16 protein-coding genes are annotated in these 20317 nt (G+C 36.6%); 5 read left to right on the top strand and 11 right to left on the bottom strand.

Translation table 11 applies throughout. From position 1 onward, the window contains the following. Nucleotides 1-281 precede the first annotated feature (281 nt). The 3 genes from nudK to CRO54_RS09050 form a co-directional block, all read right to left on the bottom strand. Nucleotides 282-860, bottom strand: a complete 579-nt coding sequence (nudK, locus tag CRO54_RS09065) for a GDP-mannose pyrophosphatase NudK (protein WP_097131175.1) — start codon at nt 858-860, stop codon at nt 282-284. A 309-nt stretch (nt 861-1169) separates the two neighbouring features. Beyond that, nucleotides 1170-3815 (bottom strand): peptidase associated domain and porin domain-containing protein, encoded by a 2646-nt coding sequence (locus CRO54_RS09055; RefSeq protein WP_138765790.1) that lies wholly within the window; start codon nt 3813-3815, stop codon nt 1170-1172. Nucleotides 3816-3885: 70 nt separating this feature from the next. Then, complete coding sequence (locus tag CRO54_RS09050) at nt 3886-4833, bottom strand: GLPGLI family protein (RefSeq protein WP_097131168.1); 948 nt, start codon at nt 4831-4833, stop codon at nt 3886-3888. A 559-nt stretch (nt 4834-5392) separates the two neighbouring features. On the opposite strand from CRO54_RS09050, the gene rplU reads away from it, so the two are divergent. Further along, nucleotides 5393-5704 carry a 50S ribosomal protein L21 gene (gene rplU, locus CRO54_RS09045; protein ID WP_097131165.1) on the top strand — a complete coding sequence of 104 codons (312 nt, stop codon included), beginning with the start codon at nt 5393-5395 and terminating at the stop codon, nt 5702-5704. A 58-nt stretch (nt 5705-5762) separates the two neighbouring features. Further along, nucleotides 5763-6185 carry a 50S ribosomal protein L27 gene (gene rpmA / locus CRO54_RS09040; protein ID WP_097131164.1) on the top strand — a complete coding sequence of 141 codons (423 nt, stop codon included), beginning with the start codon at nt 5763-5765 and terminating at the stop codon, nt 6183-6185. Nucleotides 6186-6389: 204 nt separating this feature from the next. Here the strand turns inward: rpmA and CRO54_RS09035 are convergent, their stop codons facing one another. The 7 genes from CRO54_RS09035 to CRO54_RS09005 form a co-directional block, all read right to left on the bottom strand. Next, nucleotides 6390-7352 (bottom strand): polyprenyl synthetase family protein, encoded by a 963-nt coding sequence (locus tag CRO54_RS09035; protein ID WP_097131163.1) that lies wholly within the window; start codon nt 7350-7352, stop codon nt 6390-6392. Nucleotides 7353-7355: 3 nt separating this feature from the next. Next, nucleotides 7356-8534, bottom strand: coding sequence for a carboxypeptidase-like regulatory domain-containing protein (locus tag CRO54_RS09030; protein WP_097131161.1), 1179 nt, complete (start codon nt 8532-8534; stop codon nt 7356-7358). A gap of 141 nt (nt 8535-8675) precedes the next feature. Continuing rightward, a complete protein-coding gene (gene rnr / locus CRO54_RS09025) occupies nt 8676-10811 on the bottom strand; it encodes a ribonuclease R (RefSeq protein WP_097131159.1) in 2136 nt (711 codons plus the stop codon). A 167-nt stretch (nt 10812-10978) separates the two neighbouring features. Then, complete coding sequence (locus tag CRO54_RS09020; protein WP_097131157.1) at nt 10979-12190, bottom strand: hypothetical protein; 1212 nt, start codon at nt 12188-12190, stop codon at nt 10979-10981. A gap of 176 nt (nt 12191-12366) precedes the next feature. Beyond that, nucleotides 12367-14073 carry an ABC transporter ATP-binding protein gene (locus CRO54_RS09015; protein ID WP_097131155.1) on the bottom strand — a complete coding sequence of 569 codons (1707 nt, stop codon included), beginning with the start codon at nt 14071-14073 and terminating at the stop codon, nt 12367-12369. Further along, nucleotides 14073-14786 carry a 3'-5' exonuclease gene (locus CRO54_RS09010; protein ID WP_097131153.1) on the bottom strand — a complete coding sequence of 238 codons (714 nt, stop codon included), beginning with the start codon at nt 14784-14786 and terminating at the stop codon, nt 14073-14075. Before CRO54_RS09010 ends, CRO54_RS09015 begins: the two co-directional genes overlap by 1 nt. 371 nt (nt 14787-15157) lie before the next feature. Next, nucleotides 15158-16549, bottom strand: a complete 1392-nt coding sequence (locus CRO54_RS09005) for an arginine decarboxylase (protein ID WP_097131151.1) — start codon at nt 16547-16549, stop codon at nt 15158-15160. Between the two features lie 546 nt (nt 16550-17095). On the opposite strand from CRO54_RS09005, the gene CRO54_RS09000 reads away from it, so the two are divergent. The 3 genes from CRO54_RS09000 to metQ are packed head-to-tail and all read left to right on the top strand — an operon-like array spanning nt 17096 to nt 19299. Next, on the top strand, nt 17096-17833 hold the full coding sequence (locus CRO54_RS09000; RefSeq protein ID WP_097131149.1) for a methionine ABC transporter ATP-binding protein: 738 nt from the start codon (nt 17096-17098) through the stop codon (nt 17831-17833). Between the two features lie 4 nt (nt 17834-17837). Beyond that, complete coding sequence (gene metI, locus CRO54_RS08995; protein WP_240775064.1) at nt 17838-18482, top strand: methionine ABC transporter permease MetI; 645 nt, start codon at nt 17838-17840, stop codon at nt 18480-18482. A 10-nt stretch (nt 18483-18492) separates the two neighbouring features. Then, nucleotides 18493-19299: a methionine ABC transporter substrate-binding lipoprotein MetQ gene (metQ, locus tag CRO54_RS08990; RefSeq protein ID WP_097132318.1), complete on the top strand. Its 807-nt coding sequence runs from the start codon at nt 18493-18495 to the stop codon at nt 19297-19299. A gap of 55 nt (nt 19300-19354) precedes the next feature. On the opposite strand, the gene ctlX is transcribed toward metQ, so the two are convergent. Continuing rightward, the gene (gene ctlX / locus CRO54_RS08985; RefSeq protein WP_097131144.1) at nt 19355-20266 is read right to left on the bottom strand and encodes a citrulline utilization hydrolase CtlX; all 912 of its coding nucleotides are present in this window, start codon (nt 20264-20266) and stop codon (nt 19355-19357) included. Nucleotides 20267-20317 lie beyond the last annotated feature (51 nt).

Here is a 20317-nt window from a genome sequence, read left to right as displayed (position 1 = left end):
TGCCCTTAAGTTTAGAGTAGAAGGGAAACTGGCAGACGATAAAGGTCTTTTTCAAAAAGGAGATAAGAAGCCGATAGTTAAGGTTTTTAAAATAGGAGATACACTTTTAAATCAAAATATAGAGTATTTGATTAACGGCAAAGTTGCTTTCATTAATGATATCAAAGATTTGAATCCCAATGAAATCCGAAGTGTAAACGTCATTAAAAAGGTAGTGGGTAAATCTCAAATACAAATAGAAATGAAAAGAAAGTCTGAACTGTAATCGTTCAGCTTTCTTTTTATAAAATACTTTTCAATCGTAAGTGTTGTAAGAGCATGATCGTTTTTCCGTCCTTAATTTCTCCGCTGTCAATCATATTTAAGGCGTCCTCAAAATCAAATTCTAACACTTCAATGTGCTCTTCCTCGTGAGCTAAGCCTCCGCCATCATTTACTTTCATGGTTTTGTTGTAAGCTGCAATAAAAAAGTAGAGGATCTCTGTTACAGAACCTGGCGACATATAAGCTTCAAATACTTTTTTTACATCAGTTATTTTATAGCCCGTTTCTTCTTCTGTTTCACGTTTAATGCAATCTTCCGCATTGTCTTTATCTAGCAAGCCTGCGCAAGCTTCAATTAACATCCCAGAAGGATTTCCATTCAAATAAGTAGGTAAACGGAATTGCTTGGTAAGGATAATAGATTTTTGTTCTAAGTTATAAAGTAGAATCGTAGCACCATTTCCTCTATCGTAGGCTTCTCGGTTTTGTATGTGCTTACTACCATCAGGTCTTGTAAATTCGTAGGTTACTTTGTTGAGGATGTACCAATTATCACTTAGTATTTCTGTCTTTAAAATATGGATATCGTTAATCATTGTTGTTTTTTTCTAATCTATAGATGCTCGGCATTGCTTTTTGTAACAGTTGGACATTAAAAAAAGGAAAAGCGGAAGTGACTAATCCAGTCGACTTCCGCTTTGTTAAAATTAACGCTCTCGTATATATAAACTATACTTTCGGGAAATTATTGTTTTGCAGTGTTAAAATTCTCTCCCTTCTAGGGAGAGATGTCCAACGGACAGAGAGGGTAATAGACATATGAGTTAGTTAAAGAACTAGGTGCTAAGTCTAGCACTAAGATTGCTTCATTCCTCGCAAATACCTGCTAACCACATAAAGCTGCTTTAATAATTAAACGTCGCTCTAAACATTGCCACTCTTCCTGGGATCTGATAAGTTCCGACGGTTAATGAGTTTGCCGTAACATTTATGGCTTCAAAACTCTTCACGTTAGCCAAATTGGTAACGCCAAACTCCAAATCTGTTTTTAGCTTAAGCACTTTATACCTGATATTAAAATCGGCAAACAAGTACTTTAAATCTGGTTGGCTTGATTGCTTAGTAAAAATATGCTCTGCCGAGAAATTCAAGAAAACCGATTTTAGCATGTTAACTGCTAATCCAGATTGTTGCCTCAACTGTTGATAGTTGGTGCTTACCCCAGTTCCGCTAGCCTTGTTTTTACTGTCAGTATAAGTTCCTGTGTAAGTGAAATTCATGAATTTGGTGAGCTTTGCCTCAATACCAGCTTTATATATGTAGTTGTCGCTTTCGAAAGGTAGCAAAATGTCGTTCTGTAATTGCTGGTATTGATTGTGGTTATAAGCAAAGCCTGCATTTACAGTGCTTTTTAAAGCGAAAAGATACTTGCTCAATCCAGCGTTTAAACCTAAACTTTTCATTTGGTTTTCTAAGGGAAGTACAATGCGTTGTTGTGTGTTGTTGGTAAGTGTAAATGAAGAAATGGTATTTAACTTAGTCGTACTATAGCTTAAGCTGATGTTTCCAAACAACATTTCAATCGCCTTGCGAAAATTGAAACCTCCTGAAAATGCATGTGATGAACTTTCTGAAATGGGAGCATTGTTGGCAAACAAAGAACGGTAGTTTCGTAAAACAGTGCCGCTGTAAACATCGTCTATAGTCCCTAGGTTATTCCTGAAGTTATAGCCTGCAGTTACGTAATTTTCTGCACTGGTTTGGTACTTAAAGTTAAATGACGGATTTACAAAAAAGCGATCAAGACTTTTATCCATTCCATGGTTTGCGTCACTGTAATTGATACTGTTGTAACTTACAGGTACCCTAACTCCAGCGGTTATTTTATCTGTAGTGTATTCATAAATATTCTCTACATATATCCTCGAACGTAACCAATCTAAATCGTTAAAAGTACCAGGTGCAGCAAGTTCGCTAAACCCATTGTCCTGCATTTTGGTGAGGTCGGTAGCCAAATTTTGCTGCTGAATCAAAAAGCCAGCTCGGTAAGTTTGTACAAAATTCCCCTTAGGAAAAGCCATCGAAGCAAAGTTGTTGGTATAAAGCGTTGGCAAATCTAGGTATTGGTTCAAAGCGGCGTAAGGTGCTCCATTATTAAGGATATCCTCATTTAAGCCTGGTTTGATATTTAGGGTTTCGGGTTGGGTACTTCTGCTAATAGCAGAAGAGAAGTGTAAAATATTGCCAGATTTCAATTTTTTGCGGTAACCTAAATCGTTAGATAAGGTAAACATATCCTGTTTTAACGTTTGAAAAGCACCTACACCATTTATAAATACGTTAGAATTTGTGCGAGTAGGATTATACTCAACAGAAAGAGTATTATTAATATAGTAACCATCTGTATTTCCGTTTAAAGTAAACTGACCTTTTAATTTTTGTGGGCTAAGGAAATTATCCTGATTTTCTTGGTAACTGATCGTCTGTCCAGCCAATTGGGTTTCCGAAAACTTATTGTAAACCTGCTTGCGTTCGTCATATAGGTAAGAAACGTTTGCTCTTAGCTGTAAATCGTTTTTAAACTTGAAAAGGTTATTCAAATTTGCTTGTCCAGCTTTGTTAAAAAGTGTACGACTTTGGGGCAGGGTAGGCACACCCGCTGCGCCTGCAGAAAGTAGACTAGTGGGTTTGGTATTATCGTTTGCCAAAGGATTAAACGAAGTGAGATCTAACCCAGGATCTATCCCGATATTGTTGCCCTTTAAATTATTCAAGAATTTTACCTTTTTGTTAAATAGCATTGCATTTACATTACCGTCAAAGCGGTCTGGTGTGCCCAAGCCAGCTTTAACTTCTCCCATCACTTTTAGCTTCGCATCATCTTTAATAACTAAGTTCAAAGCCACATCATCGCTGGTGTTGTTCTTCTGTAGCATTTTTATGGGTTGGTCTTTCTCAATTACCTGCACTTTATCTACCGCACCATGAGGAATACTTTTTGTACCAATACCATACTTATCTTCCAATAAATTATCTCCATCTATATACATATTGGAGATGTTTTTACCATTGTAACTTATTTTGCCATTTTCAGCAACCTCTATACCTGGCATTTTCCTTAATACATCACCAATGTTGCGATCTTGCTTATCTGAAAAATCCGAAGTTTTGTAATTTAAAGTATCTCCATTTGAACTTAAACGTGGTCTATTTTTTACTTCCACGGTTTTAAGGCTAATTTCACTTTCTACTAAAGTAATCTCATTGTTCTTGCTAAAATCTGATAGCTTAAGGGCTTTCTTCGCAAAGCCTAAAATGCTGAATTCTAAAATAAGCTCAGGGCTATTTTCATCGGTGCTAATTGTAAAATCGCCTTTGTCATTCGTTCTAGAAAAACCAAGCGTGCTTCCTTCTTTGTCTTTTAAACTAACCATGACAGAAGGAAGCGGCTTAGCTTTATCGTCTTTAACCTTGCCTTTAATTTGCTCTTGTGCGAGCACAGCAATAGAACTTAAGCTCAAAATCATGAGCATAAAGAGTAGCTTGTTCATCAGGATGTGTGTTGGATGAAGGCTTGCCAGTAATTGGTAGGCAAGCCCAAAATAGTTTGTTTGGTTTGGTTTATTTTTTCTCAGTAAGTTCTATTGGATTGTTGAATGCCATTTTTTTAGCACCACTTGGAGCGGGAACAAACTTCGTATTACTTGAAACTACCATGTTTCCACTTACACCTCTTCCGGCCATTTGTGCGTTTACAAAACCTTGTGGGTCTTTATCTCTGGCTTCTTTTAGCTTATCTATTTCTTTTTGTGTCGTTTTTACCGCATCTGTAGGTAGTTTGATTTCACTGCCTAAATAAGCGCTACCATCCATACCTCCAAACTTTAACACGCTCGGACCTCCGCTGCCTAAAGTAACGGTTTGCGTTTCTTCAGGCTTTTCTTCTGCAATCACTTTATCGATGCCCGCAAACTGGAATTTTACTTCGTTTCTTTCATCGTTGGCTTCTATAATTAGGCCAGGCAAACCATTTAGTTTCCATGGGCCACTTTGAAAAGGTAACTCGGGTGCAAACCAAGCAATCCAGTTTCTTCCTTTGAAATAAGTGGTAGCTTTTTGACATTTTACACCAGAAAAACTAGCAGTGTCCTTTGTGATTTTCCAATTGATTTTTGGCGCAGTTTCTTCTATTAAATAATTACTGATTACACGTTCTTTGGTGTAAAACTTATTTTCGTTCGCAAAATAAAAGTAATCTGCAGCAGTAACTGGTTTAGATGAGCTCTTGCTAATGTTTAAACTGGTTAAGTTTCCCCCTTGAGCTTTAATTTGCTCTTCTATATTTTTCTTTATCTCTAAGTCTCGGTTAATTTTATCGTAACTGGTGTAAACCGAAGCATTTTTTCCGATAACCAATAACATGTTTTCGGTCTGGAAGTTATCTCTTTGAGTGGTGTCTCTCATATGCGAGAAAGTATATCTCACTCTTGCTAGGGCTTTATCTGCACTTTGGGCAAAAACAGATGTGCTCACGCTAGCAACAATTAATGTAAGTTTTAGAATCTTCATAGCTTTTAATTAAGTTTTCGTAAAACTACGAAATATTCGTAACAAGAAAACACTTTTAACACTTTTTAACGAGAACTTGTGGCTGAGTGTCTAATGGAATAGCGTCTTATGTTGATTAGAAAAGCTTATTGCAATTGTTTGGGATAAGGTAGTCCCGCTTTCGCTCATAGCCTTCGCTACGTTTCGCTTACACTTCATTCTCGCTCTCAATCGCTGCGGGCTAATCCGCTCAATCGGGTTTAACTAACTTAAACCTGTGCATTAAACTTGCATTTTAAACCCGATGGGAACGAGCACGTAGGGCAAACCTATGTGTTTGCCCGAAGTAAAGTGGACAGCGGGGCTACGCTTATCTACAGCGGGAAGGTGTTGATTTTCTAAAAGAAAAATGAACAATAATCAATAACCAGATAGATAACCACCAATGCCTAATGAACGGATGAGCAAATGAACCAGTGAACCAACGAAATATTTTCTGTCAGCTATTGTGTTTGAACATTAAATGTTCTATATTTGCACCTCGAATAAAAATAAATAGAAATAAAATAATTATTTAACAATGTACGCAATAGTAAATATAGCAGGGCAACAATTTAAAGTTGCAAAAGACCAGCACCTTTTTGTACACCGTTTACAAGGAGATGAAGGCGCTAGTATTGAATTTGACAATGTATTGTTGGTTGACAATGGTGGTAAAATTTCTGTAGGTGCACCTGCAGTTAAAGGAGCTAAGGTTTCAGCTAAAATCGTGTCTCATTTAAAAGGTGATAAAGTAATCGTTTTCAAAAAGAAACGTAGAAAAGGTTACAAAAAGAAAAATGGTCACCGTCAGTCGTTCACCAAAATCCAGATTGAGAGCATCACTCTGTAGTTAAATTATTTGCAAATTCAATGGTTAGCTTTTTGCTAATTATTTAAAAGATAAAAAAATGGCACATAAGAAGGGAGCCGGTAGTTCAAAAAACGGTCGCGAGTCGCATAGTAAACGTCTTGGTATTAAAATTTTCGGTGGTCAAGAAGCTATCGCTGGTAACATCATCGTTCGTCAGCGTGGTACAAAACACCACCCAGATAAAGGTGTTGGTATTGGTAAAGACCATACTTTATTTGCTTTGGTACCAGGTATCGTAACTTTCAAAAAGAAAAGAGATAACAAATCTTACGTTTCTGTATTGCCTGCAGTTGTAGAAGATGCTGCTCCTGTTAAAAAGGAAGCTGCTCCTAAAGCTGAAGCTAAGAAAACTGCTGCTCCTAAGAAAGCTGCAGCGCCTAAAGCAGAAAAAGCTGAGAAAGCACCAGCTAAAAAAGCTGCTAAAGCTGAAGAAGCACCTGCTGCTGATTCTGCTGAATAATATTTGTATTCAAATACATCAAAAAGCCCCGATTTTATCGGGGCTTTTTTCGTTTTAGGCTTTTAAACAGTAGTGTTTGACAATTTTCAAAGACTGAAAATCCATTATTGAATAAATTGGGATTGCAAATCCCCGAATAGCATTAATAATAAAAAAATCTCCAAGAATTTCTTGGAGATTTTTTACCTTCGAAAGGTAAGCTTATTAGCTTTCTCTTTCCATAATCTGTTTTGTCAGTTCCCTTAGATTGGTTTTTCTGCTTTCTTCTACAGTTAAATCATCAAGTGCTTGGTATGCCTTAGCTAAATATTTTTTCATCTCTGTGTTAGAAAGCTCCTTTATTCCGTAGTTGTTATACAAATCGGTTACTACTGCTACTTTTTGTTCAGTATTTTCATGATTGCCTAAAAGGATATCAGTTTCTTCTGTTTTGATGAGCTGTTTTGCTGTTAAATGCAAAAATGTTTTCTTGTTAGAGATGATATCGCCTCCTACCTGCTTGCCAAATTTTTCAGGATCTCCGTAGACATCTAAAATATCGTCTTGTAATTGGAACGCGACGCCTAAGTTTTCTCCAAATTGGTAAAGCAATTCTGCATTTTTTTCATCGGCACCGCCAACAATGGCACCTAATTTCATTGCTCCACCTAATAAAACGGCAGTTTTTAATCTAATCATCTCGATGTACTCTTCAATACTTACATCATCTCTGGTTTCAAACTCCATATCTAGCTGCTGGCCTTCGCACACGCCTTGTGCGGTTTGGTTGAAGGTGTCTAAAACGGGTTTTAATACATTGACATCCACTTTGGAAAGATGTTTGTTCGATTCTACCATCATCACATCTCCGCTTAAAATAGCATTGTTAACACCCCATTTTTCGTGTACGGTTTTTTTGCCTCTACGTAATGGAGCATTGTCCATAATATCGTCGTGTACCAAAGTAAAATTATGGAAGGTTTCTATAGCAAGTGCTACATCAAGTGCTTTGATAACTTCGTCGGTAAAAAGCTCTGTAGCCATTAGCACCATTACTGGTCTAATTCTTTTGCCGCCTAAACTCATAATGTATTTAATAGGCTCGTATAAATTAGCAGGTTGTGGAGGATAAGCTATTTTAGGAATAGCATTTTCTATAATCTTTTGTAATTCTGTAGGATTGTGCATTGTTTAAGGATCTATCATAGTACCAAAAGCCGATTTACTTTCCATCATTTTAATGAAAGCATCCTCTAAAGCTGTTTGCTTTACAATAGGATTGTTCTTCCAGAATTCAGGATTGTACTCAATGGATTCGACAATAGCTTTGTCTTGTACTTTTCTATTTAACTCAGTGAATTTTTGTGTGCTTAGGTTTTTATCTAACTGGTAAATTGTTAGCATTGAACTAATGACTGGAGTGATGCTTCTGCCTCTAGTGCTTAGATTCAGGTATAATTTAGTAGAGATGTTCTGTAGTACTGGAATTGGGTTGTTTGTACCATTAAAAGTAGCAATTGTAGTTACTGTTGGTGGTATTTTAGAAGTAACGTTAACTTTTAATGGTAAATTAAAAATGCTGTTTTCCAATCTATATATTTTAGAATCTTCTACGCCGATGTAATAAATTGAGTTTACGTAAAACTCTTTTCTTTTGCCTTTATACTTACAGCTAACAACCGCAATGTCCTGATCTTTTTGTTCGATGTATCTTTCTACAGAAATCTCATAATCTTTTAAATTTTTTAATGTCACAAACTTTCCTACTTTCCTTTCTTCAAACAAGTTTCCCGCTAATAAAAAGGTAAGGTAAGATTGATTGCTCATTGAAAAAGAAATTCCATCGTTTGACTGTGCAAAGCGACTTTGCTTAGCTATCCAAGCGCTAACGTTGGATACGCTAAATTTTAGATCGTAAAAAAGCTCATAGATTTGACTAGGTTTTTCATTTATGGTGGTCAATTGTCTGTAAAAGGCATTTCCGTAAAAAATATTCTTCTCAAATTCTTTTGTTTTTTCTAAAGCTGCTTTTACCAATCTTTGTCCACGGTAGGGATCTACAGTGACTGTTTTTAGGTTAATAGCTGCTGGATTGAGCTTAACGAAAAGATTGTTGTAACTACTTATTTCATCTTCTATTAAAAGGTAGCTTACGTGGCTGTATCTCAATTTTGCTGGAAGACTAATGTTTTTTAAAATAAACTCTCCTGCATCATTGGTAACTGTGGTATTGTTAGTGCCAATTACACCGATGGATACAAATGGAATTGGCTCTCCACTCATTTCGTCGACAACCTTGCCTTGTACCGTTTGTGCATTTGAAATAACAGTAGTAAAAAGTATAAAAATGAGAAGAAAATATTTATGCATTAAACTAAGTAAAAGTTGAAAATAAAAAATCAAGATTTTATCGAATACCTCATACTGAATTGATTTCAGCACCAGTTTTATAACATACCTTGAAATAAATTTGCTTCGCAGCTACTGCGTGGTCACGGTGGCGGATGTTTGCTAATCTGGCATCAATGAAAAGTCAATTTGACGTTTGGATAAGTCTACTTTTTTAACTTTTATCTGTACTTCGTCGCCAAGTTGGTATTTGCGTTTTTTTCGCTGACCGATAATGCAATAATTCTTCTCATCGAGTACATAAAAATCGTCGCTGATATCACGCAATCGAATCATTCCCTCGCATTTGTTTTCTTCTATTTCTACGTACATTCCCCATTCGGTAACACCAGAAATGATACCGGTATAGGTTGAACCGATGTTTTCCTCCAAATACTCAGCTTGTTTGTATTTCACCGACGCCCTTTCCGCATCTGCTGCACGTTTTTCCATTGCAGAAGAGTGTACACTTGCTGCTTCTATTTCTTCGGCATTGGCGGATTTGCCACCATCAAGGTATAAAGCCAACAGGCGATGCACCATTACATCTGGATAACGACGGATAGGAGAGGTAAAGTGGGTATAATATTCAAAAGCCAGTCCGTAATGGCTTGTCTTTTTGGTTGTATAAATCGCTTTCGCCATTGAACGGATCGCTAATGATGTTAAAAGGTTTTGTTCTTTTTTACCTTCTACATCTGCCATTAAATAATTTAAAGACTTAGCAATTTCTTTATCAGATTTGGTATTGATTTTATAACCGAAACGTGAGGCAAAGGAAGCAAAACTGGTTAAAGCCTCCAGGTTTGGAGAATCATGCGAACGATAAACGAAAGTGTATTTCTGTTTGCCTTTTCCTTTTTTAGCTATAAATTCTGCTACTTTTTTGTTTGCCAAAAGCATGAAATCTTCGATGAGTTTGTGGGCATCTTTACGTTCTTTTACGTAAACGCCAATCGGCTTGCCGAAATCATCTAGCTTGAATTTTACTTCTGTACTTTCGAAACTGATTGCCCCATTTTTAAATTTGGCATCTCTGAGTACGTAAGCTATTTCGTTAAGCTTTAAAATTTCGTCAACATAATCGCCACTTTTATTTTCTATCACTTCCTGCGCTTCTTCATAAGTAAAACGTCGGTTAGAATGGATAACGGTACGCCCAAACCACTGTTCGTGGATGTTCGCTTGCTCATCCATTTCAAAAACAGCTGCAAAACACAACTTATCTTCGTGAGGACGTAAAGAACAAACTCCGTTACTCAGTCGCTCTGGTAGCATCGGAATTACCCTGTCTACCAAATAAACAGAAGTTGCTCGGTGCTCGGCTTCTTTATCTAAACTGCTTTTTGGAGTTACATAATGAGAAACATCGGCAATGTGAACGCCAATTTCGTAATGGCCATTGTCTAGTTTTTTGAAAGAAATAGCATCATCAAAATCCTTTGCATCAATAGGATCGATGGTAAAAGTTACGGTATCTCTAAAATCTCTACGATTTGCAATATCAGCCTCGCTAACTTGCTCAGGTATGGAATTAGCTTCTTTTTCTACTTCGGATGGAAAGCTTAGAGGAAAGCCGTATTCTGCTAAAATGGCATTCATTTCCGTGTTGTTCTCACCTTGCTCACCAAGAATGTGGATGATTTTACCAATCGGATTTTTAGCACCTTCTGGCCAGTCTTCTAATGATACTTGTACTTTTTGTCCGTTTTTTGCGCCATTTAAATCGCTTAGCGGAACAAAAATGTCATGGAGCATCTTCCTGTCATCAGGAATAACAAAAGCGAAGCGTTCGGACACTTTCGCAACCCCGATAAACTCTGTTTTGGCTCGCTTTAATATTTCTACAATTTCGCCTTCATTTCTTCTGCCACCACTTTTCTTGGCAAAAACATAAACTTTTACCTTATCGCCGTGAAGTGCATTTCGTAGTTTCCTTGGCGCAACGAAAATATCCTTCTCAAATTCATCGTCAGGGACAATAAAAGCGGAGCCGTCAGCAGTCATATCTACTGTTCCTGTTAAAAAAGTTTTTAGTTCTTTCATTTTAAACTTACCGCGTTCTGGTCTAATAAATAAACCTTTTTCGGTTTGTTCAATAAGTACTTCTAGTATTGCGTCTATAGATGGGGCGTCAGTTAAATTTAAGCGTGATGCTACTTGTTTATGGTTAAGTGCGATGTTTTTGTTCTTTTCGAAAATATCGCTTATTAACTGAGTGAGAACAAGTTTGAACTGAGCATTTTTATTTTTTGCCATAATCGTTTTCCAATTGTACCGAAGATAACAAATTAGGTCTTAATGTGTGTTGTTTAAGTGGCTTTTATTTGAGTTGGAAGCCTTTGGGAAGGGAGTAAAACAGGTATAAAACACAAAATCCAGGGCATGCCCTGGATTTTGAAAAAATTAAAATTATATCAGTTATATTATTTTTTAGCAGCTAGGTTGAATACATAAGTGCCTCTGTTGCCACAAGCTACAAATACATAGTTTCCAGCAACTCTAGAGCTAATTACATTAAATGTACCACCAAAAGCTGTTTCAAAATGCGTTCTAGCAATAACTTTTACTTTATTGTTTTCTATTTGAGCAACAACTAAGCTGTTACCAGTAGAGATATAGATTTTATCAGCAACAATTGAAATTGAATTTACCGAACCTCCAACATTTACTTGATTAAGTAGTTCGCCAGTTGCTTTATCTACGTATACTACAGCTTCGCTATTACCGAAAATGAAGTTTCCGTTGCTTAATGACGATGTTCTTCCTAATGAATTATCAGTACTAGCAATTGGCCAATGTTTATATGGTGACATAGCTAAAGTAGTAGGGTCGAAAAACGAATAGCTATAACCATTTGTTGCAACTACATCTGTACCAGAGATAGTGATCGATCTAGCATCTCCGTAAGATTGGAAAGCCGTTCTGCTCGCTTTTGATCCTGTGAATGAAATTACACTAACACCACCTTGAGTTGATGAAGCAGCGTATACTTTATCATTGTTAGCATTATATCTAACGTCTTTTGTAGAATAACCTTCTAAACCTACAACTTGAGGCTCTGCTAATGAACCAGCGTTAGTTCTTACAATACCTACAACTGCTGGAGCAGGATAGTCATAACTTTCGAAAGTTCTTAAGTCCATACCTAAATATAAACGACCACCACCGTTGTTAACGCAAGTGATGTCTGCATCAGGAGTGCTTACAGAAGAAATTAACTTTGGGGCACCATTTTGAATTTGAATTACGTCTACACCACCACCATAGTTAGCACCAGGAGTTTGGTAAGCGATAGCATAGTAGTTGCCAAAAGCAGAAACTTCAAGAGCACTAAGTGCGTTATTGCTAACACCAACTTGAGGATCAACTTTACCTTTGTAAATTAATTGATAAGGGAATTCAGAAGTTGTTGCGTCTGTTTTAACAAGTAGATTTCCTGTTTGGTTAACACCTTCGAAGTTTAATTCTAAACCAGCTTGAGTTTCATCGATACGGTTTGATGAAGCAGTGTTATCAATTTTAATGATTTTTGCTGCTGGGTCTTCTTGCGTAGACGAATCTTTTTCTTTTTTACACGAGTAGATAGTTGCTGATAATACAACTGCTGCAACTAATAGATACTTGTTCTTTGACATTTTCTTGCGTTTTAATTTATTCTCCTATAGAAAAAATGATTCCAAAAATAAGAAAAGTTTATAATTGTACTCCTAAAAGGTTTAAAACGTGTTTTTGAAAGAGCTTGTGGTTGTAATGTATTTTTGTTGTTGGGGAAATTACTCCTTTTTTGAGTAATGATTTCTACAGTTGTGTATTAAAAATTGCCTGGAATTGCTGCTATTAATTTCTGTGTGTAAGCCGCTTTAGGATTTTGGTAGATTTCTTCTGGATAGCCTTTTTCTTCTATTTTTCCTTTGTTCATGATAATCATCCTATCGGAAATATGTTTTACCACAGAAAGGTCGTGAGAAATAAAAATATAAGTTAGCCCAAATTCCTCCTGTAGATCTCTTAGCAGGTTTAAAACTTGTGCCTGCACAGATACGTCTAAGGCAGATACTGATTCGTCGCAGATAATGAATTTTGGTTTAAGTGCTAGTGCTCTAGCAATTACAATGCGTTGTCGTTGTCCTCCAGAAAACTCATGAGGATAACGGTTGAAATGATCTGCACTTAAATTAACTTTCTCTAAAAGCTCAATGACGTGCGCCTTGCGTTCTACGTCATTAGCATATATGCTATGGACAATTAGCGGTTCCATGATAGATTGCCCCACGGTGATTTTAGGATTCAAGGAAGAGTAGGGGTCTTGAAAAATAATTTGGATATCTCTTCTTAAGTGTCTTAGCTCTTTCTTGCCGATATGCGTAATATCATTTCCCTCAAAAAGCAATTGACCAGAAGTTGGTTCTACTAGACGTAAGATACTACGTCCAAGTGTAGTTTTGCCACAACCAGATTCCCCAACTAATCCCAATGTTTCTCCTGGAAAAACCTCGAATGAAACATGGTCTACGGCTTTAACAAAATCATGTGTTTTGCCAAACAACCCTTTTTTGATAGGATACCAAGTGCAAAGATCCTGCACTTTTAAAATCGGTTCCTTACTGTATAGTTTTGCTCTTCTTAAGTCGACTTCTTCTTGTGTAAATGCATTTTTTGCTAATAGATGCTGTAAACCGATGTCTTTGTCTTCATTTAGGAAGTCTGCAACGGTCGGTAGTTTTTTAAGCAATCGTTTTGGTGATGGTCTGCATGCTAGCAAACCTTTGGTGTAAGGATGCTGTGGATTTTCAAATAACTGTTTGGCTGTGCCTTGCTCCACAATATCGCCTTTGTACATTACGAGTAGTTCATCTGCTATTTCGCTCATCAACCCTAAATCGTGAGAGATGAAAATCATCGCCATGTTGCGTTCGGTTTTTAAGCGAGAAAGCAATTCTAGGATAGTTTTCTGCACTGTTACATCAAGCGCTGTAGTGGGTTCGTCTGCAATCAATAATTCTGGATTGCAGCTCAGCGCCATAGCAATCATTACTCTTTGTTTCTGTCCGCCAGAAAGTTGATGTGGATAGTTTTCAAAGATATTCTCAGGACGTGGCAATTGTACCTCATTGAATAATGCAATGGTTTGCACTTTTGCAGTTTGTTTGTCCACTTGTTGGTGTAACATAATCGCCTCTCTAACTTGCTCTCCGCAGGTAAAAACTGGATTGAGAGAAGTCATGGGCTCCTGGAAAATCATCGCGATTTTATTGCCGCGATATTTCCTGATTTCTTGGTCGCTTAAGTTAAGTAAGTCAATGTTGTCTAGATTGATCTCTCCATCTATCTGCGTATTTTTACTATCGTGCAAGCGCATAATAGAAAAAGAAGTAACTGATTTGCCAGAGCCAGATTCACCAACAATGCCTAAAACCTTACCCCTTTCAAGATTAAAACTTACTTTGTGAACGGTTTCTAACCAAATTCTGTCTTCTTGGTTATAAAATTTTATGGCGAGGTCTTTTACTTTCAGCATTACTTCACTAAAGTAATATTTTCTTGCGTAATTATTGGTAGTCCTTTAAATCGTAAGAATAATTGTGCGGTGGTTATCACATCGTTTTGACAATACTTCTCGATTCGAGCTAAATCTTTGTCTTGATAGTAAACGTTTTTAACCTTGCTGCCGTCAATATCATTTTTAGGCGTAGGCAAATCGAATATAGCCGCTAATAAGTTCAAAGAAGTAAAGTTTTTGTAATCGCCGAATTTCCATAGTTCCATGGTGTCGATATGGTTGATCTCCCAAGGTTTTTTACCAGCTATTTCTAAGTGAGAAGGAATAGGCAGACCATTGATGAGCATTCGTCTGCATAAATAAGGAAAATCGAATTCCTTGCCATTATGTGCACAAAGCTGTAGGTTTTTAGATTGTTTGTTGAGCAAACTAATAAGCTCTTTTAGAATGACTTTTTCATCATCGTGAGCAAATGAGCGTACTCTTAAATGGACTTCCTTACTTTCTAAATGATAAATGCCAATGCTAATACAGACTATTTTTCCAAACTCTGCCCATATCCCAGCTTTTTCATAAAACTCATTTGCTGTTTGATCTTCTTTACGTTGATATCTGCTTTTTTGGTCCCATAGCTCTCGTAAATGTGGCGGTAATTCTTCAAATTTTTCCTTTTGAGGAACAGTTTCAATATCGATAATAAAGACATTGTTAAGTTTAATATCTTTTAACATAGTAGGTAGGATAGATGTATATACAAATTAGTAATTTTTTTTGAACCACCTTAGACACCTTAGCACATTTTAGTAATTTATTTCCCTAAGATTTAAGAAGATAGGTTGTAATAGAAAAAATAACCATCTAAGAGACCTTAGCAAACCTTAGTTTTAATAGTTTAATTAAATTATTCGTTTTATTTTAATCTTCATTAGAAAAGTTAATCTTAAGTGGACTTAAGTGTCTAAGGTGTTTAAATACAGTAAGTACGTAATTAATTCTTCATGTTTCTTAATTCCTTAATGTTTCAAAATAAAAAATCCCTCCCGAAAACGGAAAGGATTTATGCGCAAAGTCTTTATTCCTTGCTCCTTATTCTTTATTCCAGTTAAACGTAACCCAGAATTTTAAGTACTTGCTTACTGTTTTGCTCTTCACCAAAAACTTCGAAATTAAAAGTCTCATCGCGGTTTCTGCGAATAATTACATGTTTTGGACTAGGCAACAAACAATGGTGAATACCACCGTAACCGCTTAAGACTTCCTGATAAGCACCAGTATTAAAGAAACCTAAATACTGCACCTTACGGGTTTTAGGCATAAATACACTGTTCATGTGTGCTTCTTGATTGTAATAATCCTGTCCATCGCAAGTAATACCACCTAAGTTTACACGCTCATATTCTGCATCCCAATTGTTGATAGGTAGCAACACATATTTTTGGTTTAATGCCCAAACGTCAGGTAAGTTGGTAATGAAAGAACCATCTAGCATCAACCATTTTTCACGGTCGTTTTGTTGTTTACGGCCCAATACTTTGTATAAAATTCCTGAAGCTTCGGCAACGGTGTATTTACCAAACTCGGTAATGATATCTGGTTCAACCACGTCGTGCTCTGCACAAATTTCTTTGATACGTTTTACAATCTCGTTTACCATATACTCGTAATCGAAATCGAATACCAAGCTATCTTTAAATGGCATACCACCACCAATATCTAAAGTATCTAATTCAGGATTGATTTTTTTGAACTTGCAGTATAAGGTCACATATTTCTCCAATTCGTTCCAATAATATGGTGTATCAGAAATACCAGAATTGATGAAGAAGTGCAATAATTTTACCCTAAAATTTGGGTTTGCGGAGATTTTGCTGTTGTAAAAATCAATTACATCTTCCATACGCACACCTAAACGCGACGTGTAGAATTGCGAATCTGGTTGTTCCTCAGCCGCAATACGGATACCCAAGTTACAAGGCGTATCCATCTCAATCTCGTCATCGTAAAGATTAAATTCCTCTTTATTATCCAATACAGGAATGATGTTTTTATACCCATCGTGCAACATGTCAATAATATATTGCTTGTATTGGAAAGTCTTGAAACCATTACAAATAATAGTGGTATCTTTAGTCAGGTTACCCTTTTTCTCCAAAGCTTCAATCATCGGCATATCAAAAGCCGAAGAAGTTTCCAAGTGGATTTCGTTTTTCAATGCTTCTTCAACAATATGCTTAAAGTGCGAGCTTTTAGTGCAATAGCAATATTTATAATCGCCACGGTAGTTGTTCTTGATAATCGCCTGTTGAAACAACAGTTTTGCCTGCTGAATTTTCTTACTCACCATCGGCAAATAAGTGAAACGTAATGGCGTACCATAGGTTTCAATCATTTCCATCAAATTTAAATCGTGGAAATATAATTCATCATCTATAATGCTATAGCCCTCTTGAGGAAAACCAACACTTAGATCAAGAAACTCTTCGTAACTCTGCATTGTCTAAAAATTTTTGCAAAAATGTAATTTTAAATCGAGAAAAATGTAGCTTAAATAACATTTTTATATTAACTCTAAAAAAGAGCTTTAGTTTTTAATTTTTATAACATAAAATAAAGTTTAGGTATGTTTTCAACTTGTTGATTTACTTTTGATTGTGTTTGACTATTGCTGTTTTCGCTACTTTTGGGGTAAAACTAAAATTGCTTCAACTAATTAGCATATTAAGCCTAATATTTTACCTATTTAGTATTTTAATATATGAAAAGCAATTACCGTATCATTTCGGTTCCGAAAGTCCCGCTTTTCGTTTCTCCCGATGAAACCTGTGAAGCAAGAAAGCATACAGATAAATCATAAAAACAGATGCTTAAATCGGGATCCACTTCAATCTGGTTTATTAAACATCTTTTCTCCCTCCGAAAGACCTAGCATAAGCCTATAATGCTACCGCTTAATCATAAGAAGATCAAAAAGCAATAATTAATCTACTAATCTACTAGATTTTAATACCTTTGCGCCTCCAATAATATTTGTATAACACGAATGATTGAACTGAAGAACATTACTAAAACGTTTCTGCATAAAAAGGGAAACTTTACCGCATTGAAAGATGTTTCCTTATTTGTGCCAAAAGGTAAGATTTTTGGCATTATAGGGGCTTCTGGCGCTGGTAAAAGTACTTTAATTAGAACAATCAACTTACTCGAGCCTCCAACAGCAGGCACGGTAACTATAGATGGTGTAGAAATAACCAGTTTATCATCATCAGCGTTAGCTAAAGAGAGAAGACACATCGGTATGATTTTTCAGCATTTCAACTTATTGTCTTCACGTACAGTTTTCGATAATGTTGCTTTGCCGCTAGAATTGGAAGGCTGGTCTAAAGCAGCTATTAAAGAAAGGGTTTTAGAACTGTTAAAGTTGGTATCGTTAGAAGATAAAACCGACCATTATCCTGCGAATTTATCTGGAGGACAAAAACAGAGAGTCGCTATTGCTAGAACCTTAGCCAATAGTCCGAAAGTGCTTTTGTGCGATGAAGCAACAAGTGCCTTAGACCCCGCAACTACTAATTCGATATTAGCGTTGCTGAAGGATATCAACGAACGTTTAAACATTACCATTTTGCTGATTACACATGAAATGAAGGTGATTAAGAAGATTTGTGATGAAGTAGCTGTAATTAGCGAAGGAAAAATTATCGAACAAGGTTTGGTAGGAGAGGTGTTCTCTAATCCAACACATCCATTAACCCGTGAATTTATTTTAGAATATGTCTGATTCAATGATTTCGCTCTTAATAAAGGGCTTAGGCGAAACTATTTTAATGACTTTCTTAGCTGGTTTTTTCGGTTTCGTTTTGGGTTTGCCAACGGGAGTTTTGCTTTTCACCACCAAAAAAGGACAATTTCTAGAGCATCGTACTTTAAACCGTTTACTCGCTGTACTGGTAAATATATTCCGCTCCATACCTTTCATTATTCTTATTGTATGGATGATTCCGTTCACTAGAATGGTTGTGGGCACTTCTATTGGGGTGTGGGCAGCTTTAGTTCCGCTGAGTATTGGTGCCGCACCGTTTATTGCTCGAATGGTAGAAAATAGTTTGACAGAAGTTCCATCAGGTTTAATTGAAGCAGCGAGAGCGATGGGAGCTACGCCAATGCAAATCATCAAAAAAGTATTGTTGCCAGAAGCTTTGCCTTCTTTAGTTAATTCTGCTGCAATTACATTGATTACCTTGGTAGGCTATTCTGCAATGGGTGGTGCAGTTGGTGCTGGTGGCTTAGGGCAAATAGGCTATCAGTATGGTTATGTAGGCTACGATGTAGTTGTCATGAATACAGTGCTGGTGATATTGGTATTGCTAGTTTTTGCCATCCAGTTTGCCGGCGATTTTATTGCGAAAAAAGTTGACCATAGAAAATAAATTCAATTATATGTATAATCAAATCAAAGGCTATTTTGTAGCTGTTTTTTCCGTTTTTATAGTTGCATGTGGCAGTGCCGACAAGAATAGTAATGTAATTAAAGTAGGGGTGCAAGCTGGACCAGAGTTTGAAGTTGCAAAAACAGCTCAAAAAGTGGCAAAAGAAAAATTTGGGCTTGAAGTGGAGTTAGTAACTTTCAACGATTACGTAATGCCTAACGAAGCCTTAAATCAAAAAGATATTGATGTCAATGTGTTCCAAAATAAGCCATATTTAGATGTACAGGCTGAACAACGTGGCTATAAATTTGCAATTTTGGGCAACACTTTCGTTTTTCCCTTAGCAGGATATTCTAAAAAAATAAAAAGCATTAGCGAGCTGAAAGATGGAAGTACCATTACTATTCCAAATGACCCTACCAATTTGGGTAGAGCCCTGTTATTGTTGCAATCAGCGGGATTGATTAAGTTGAAGCATGGCGTAGGTTTATTACCGACTGCCAATGATATTACGGAAAATCCAAAGAACTTAAAGATTTTAGAGTTAGAAGCTCCACAGTTGCCTCGAGTATTAGATGACCAGAATGTTACCATTGCTATTATTAACAATACTTTTGCTTCGCCAGTGGGCTTAGTGGCAAAAAGAGACGGTTTGTTTGTGGAAGATGAGAAATCGCCTTATGTGAATATTATCGTTTCAAGAGAAGATAATAAAACTGATGAACGAGTTAAGAAGTTTGTAAAAGCTTATCAATCTGAAGAAGTGGCACAAACTGCAGAGAAAGAGTTTAAAGGTGGTGCAATAAAGGGTTGGTAGTCGATGGTAGTGAAAACTTCGTAAGTTTTTAAAACTTACGAAGTTTAATAATTTCTTACTTCAAAGGCAAATGTATTTCTGCCAACATGCACCTCGCACTGCCACCGCCATTTTGTTCTATAGTATAGATAGGAGCGGTTACAATTTTCGAAAATGTAGATAACGCAGTGAGTTGTGTTCCATGTAAAGCTTTTAATGCTTGTTCCGACATGACTAGTAAACTTTCTCCATCTTTATTTTTTACCTCGAGCATATTACCAGCAAAATGGTTCATTTGTTCAAAAGAAATGTCAATTACCGTTTTTTTAGTAGCCTTGAAGCTTTCCAAAACCGCAATTTTATCTTCGGTATATTTAATGCTGTCTAAACAAACTACAGCAAATTTTTCTCCAATACACATCATCACATTGGTGTGGTAAATAGGGAAGTTGCTTTCATCTACGGCTTGGAACGTCACCACTTCATAGCCACTCAGCATCGCAAAATTTTCTAGTACTTCCTTGTCAGTACGGATACTTAAACAAGCGTATGCAATTTTATTGGTTCTATCTAAAACCATGCTGCCAGTACCTTCTAAAAACAAATGTTGTTGCTCAAAAAAGCTCAAATCTGTTAAATGGCCAACCTCGAAGGTTTTTCCTAACTCATCAATGATATCTTTTCTGCGCTCTTGCCTTCTGTTCGGCGAATGCATTGGATATAAAAACACAGAGCCATCTTCATGAAATGAAACCCAGTTATTCGGGAAAATTGAATCTGGCGTTTCTGGTTGTAAAGTATCATTAACAACAGTTACATCTACGCCGTTTGCCCTCAATACATTAACAAAGCCATCAAACTCAACTAAAGCTTGCTGTTGTACATCAGCTTGTTCGCTCGCTACCTGAAATTTGTTATCGCCAGCTGTTTGCTCATTGAATTTAAAATCAACGGGGCGTATCATGAGGATATGTGAAGTTGTTTGCATCTTTTGTTGTTCATTTGTTCAATATGTTCATTAGATCACTGGGCATACCCT

It is taken from the genome of Pedobacter xixiisoli, assembly GCF_900215335.1.
Classification (GTDB): Bacteria; Bacteroidota; Bacteroidia; order Sphingobacteriales; family Sphingobacteriaceae; genus Pedobacter; species Pedobacter xixiisoli.
The sequence above is the reverse complement of the archived record's forward strand: the minus strand, read 5'-3'. Positions and strand labels throughout refer to the sequence as shown.

Coding starts and splice junctions, on each gene's coding strand:
- ctlX (WP_097131144.1), bottom strand. CDS start 20,266: ATGCAAACAACTTCACATATCCTCATGATACGCCCCGTTGATTTTAAA.
- CRO54_RS09015 (WP_097131155.1), bottom strand. CDS start 14,073: ATGCTGAAAGTAAAAGACCTCGCCATAAAATTTTATAACCAAGAAGAC.
- metQ (WP_097132318.1), top strand. CDS start 18,493: ATGTATAATCAAATCAAAGGCTATTTTGTAGCTGTTTTTTCCGTTTTT.
- CRO54_RS09035 (WP_097131163.1), bottom strand. CDS start 7,352: ATGCACAATCCTACAGAATTACAAAAGATTATAGAAAATGCTATTCCT.
- CRO54_RS09030 (WP_097131161.1), bottom strand. CDS start 8,534: ATGCATAAATATTTTCTTCTCATTTTTATACTTTTTACTACTGTTATT.
- metI (WP_240775064.1), top strand. CDS start 17,838: ATGATTTCGCTCTTAATAAAGGGCTTAGGCGAAACTATTTTAATGACT.
- CRO54_RS09055 (WP_138765790.1), bottom strand. CDS start 3,815: ATGAACAAGCTACTCTTTATGCTCATGATTTTGAGCTTAAGTTCTATT.
- CRO54_RS09010 (WP_097131153.1), bottom strand. CDS start 14,786: ATGTTAAAAGATATTAAACTTAACAATGTCTTTATTATCGATATTGAA.
- CRO54_RS09050 (WP_097131168.1), bottom strand. CDS start 4,833: ATGAAGATTCTAAAACTTACATTAATTGTTGCTAGCGTGAGCACATCT.
- CRO54_RS09020 (WP_097131157.1), bottom strand. CDS start 12,190: ATGTCAAAGAACAAGTATCTATTAGTTGCAGCAGTTGTATTATCAGCA.
- rplU (WP_097131165.1), top strand. CDS start 5,393: ATGTACGCAATAGTAAATATAGCAGGGCAACAATTTAAAGTTGCAAAA.
- rpmA (WP_097131164.1), top strand. CDS start 5,763: ATGGCACATAAGAAGGGAGCCGGTAGTTCAAAAAACGGTCGCGAGTCG.
- rnr (WP_097131159.1), bottom strand. CDS start 10,811: ATGGCAAAAAATAAAAATGCTCAGTTCAAACTTGTTCTCACTCAGTTA.
- nudK (WP_097131175.1), bottom strand. CDS start 860: ATGATTAACGATATCCATATTTTAAAGACAGAAATACTAAGTGATAAT.
- CRO54_RS09005 (WP_097131151.1), bottom strand. CDS start 16,549: ATGCAGAGTTACGAAGAGTTTCTTGATCTAAGTGTTGGTTTTCCTCAA.
- CRO54_RS09000 (WP_097131149.1), top strand. CDS start 17,096: ATGATTGAACTGAAGAACATTACTAAAACGTTTCTGCATAAAAAGGGA.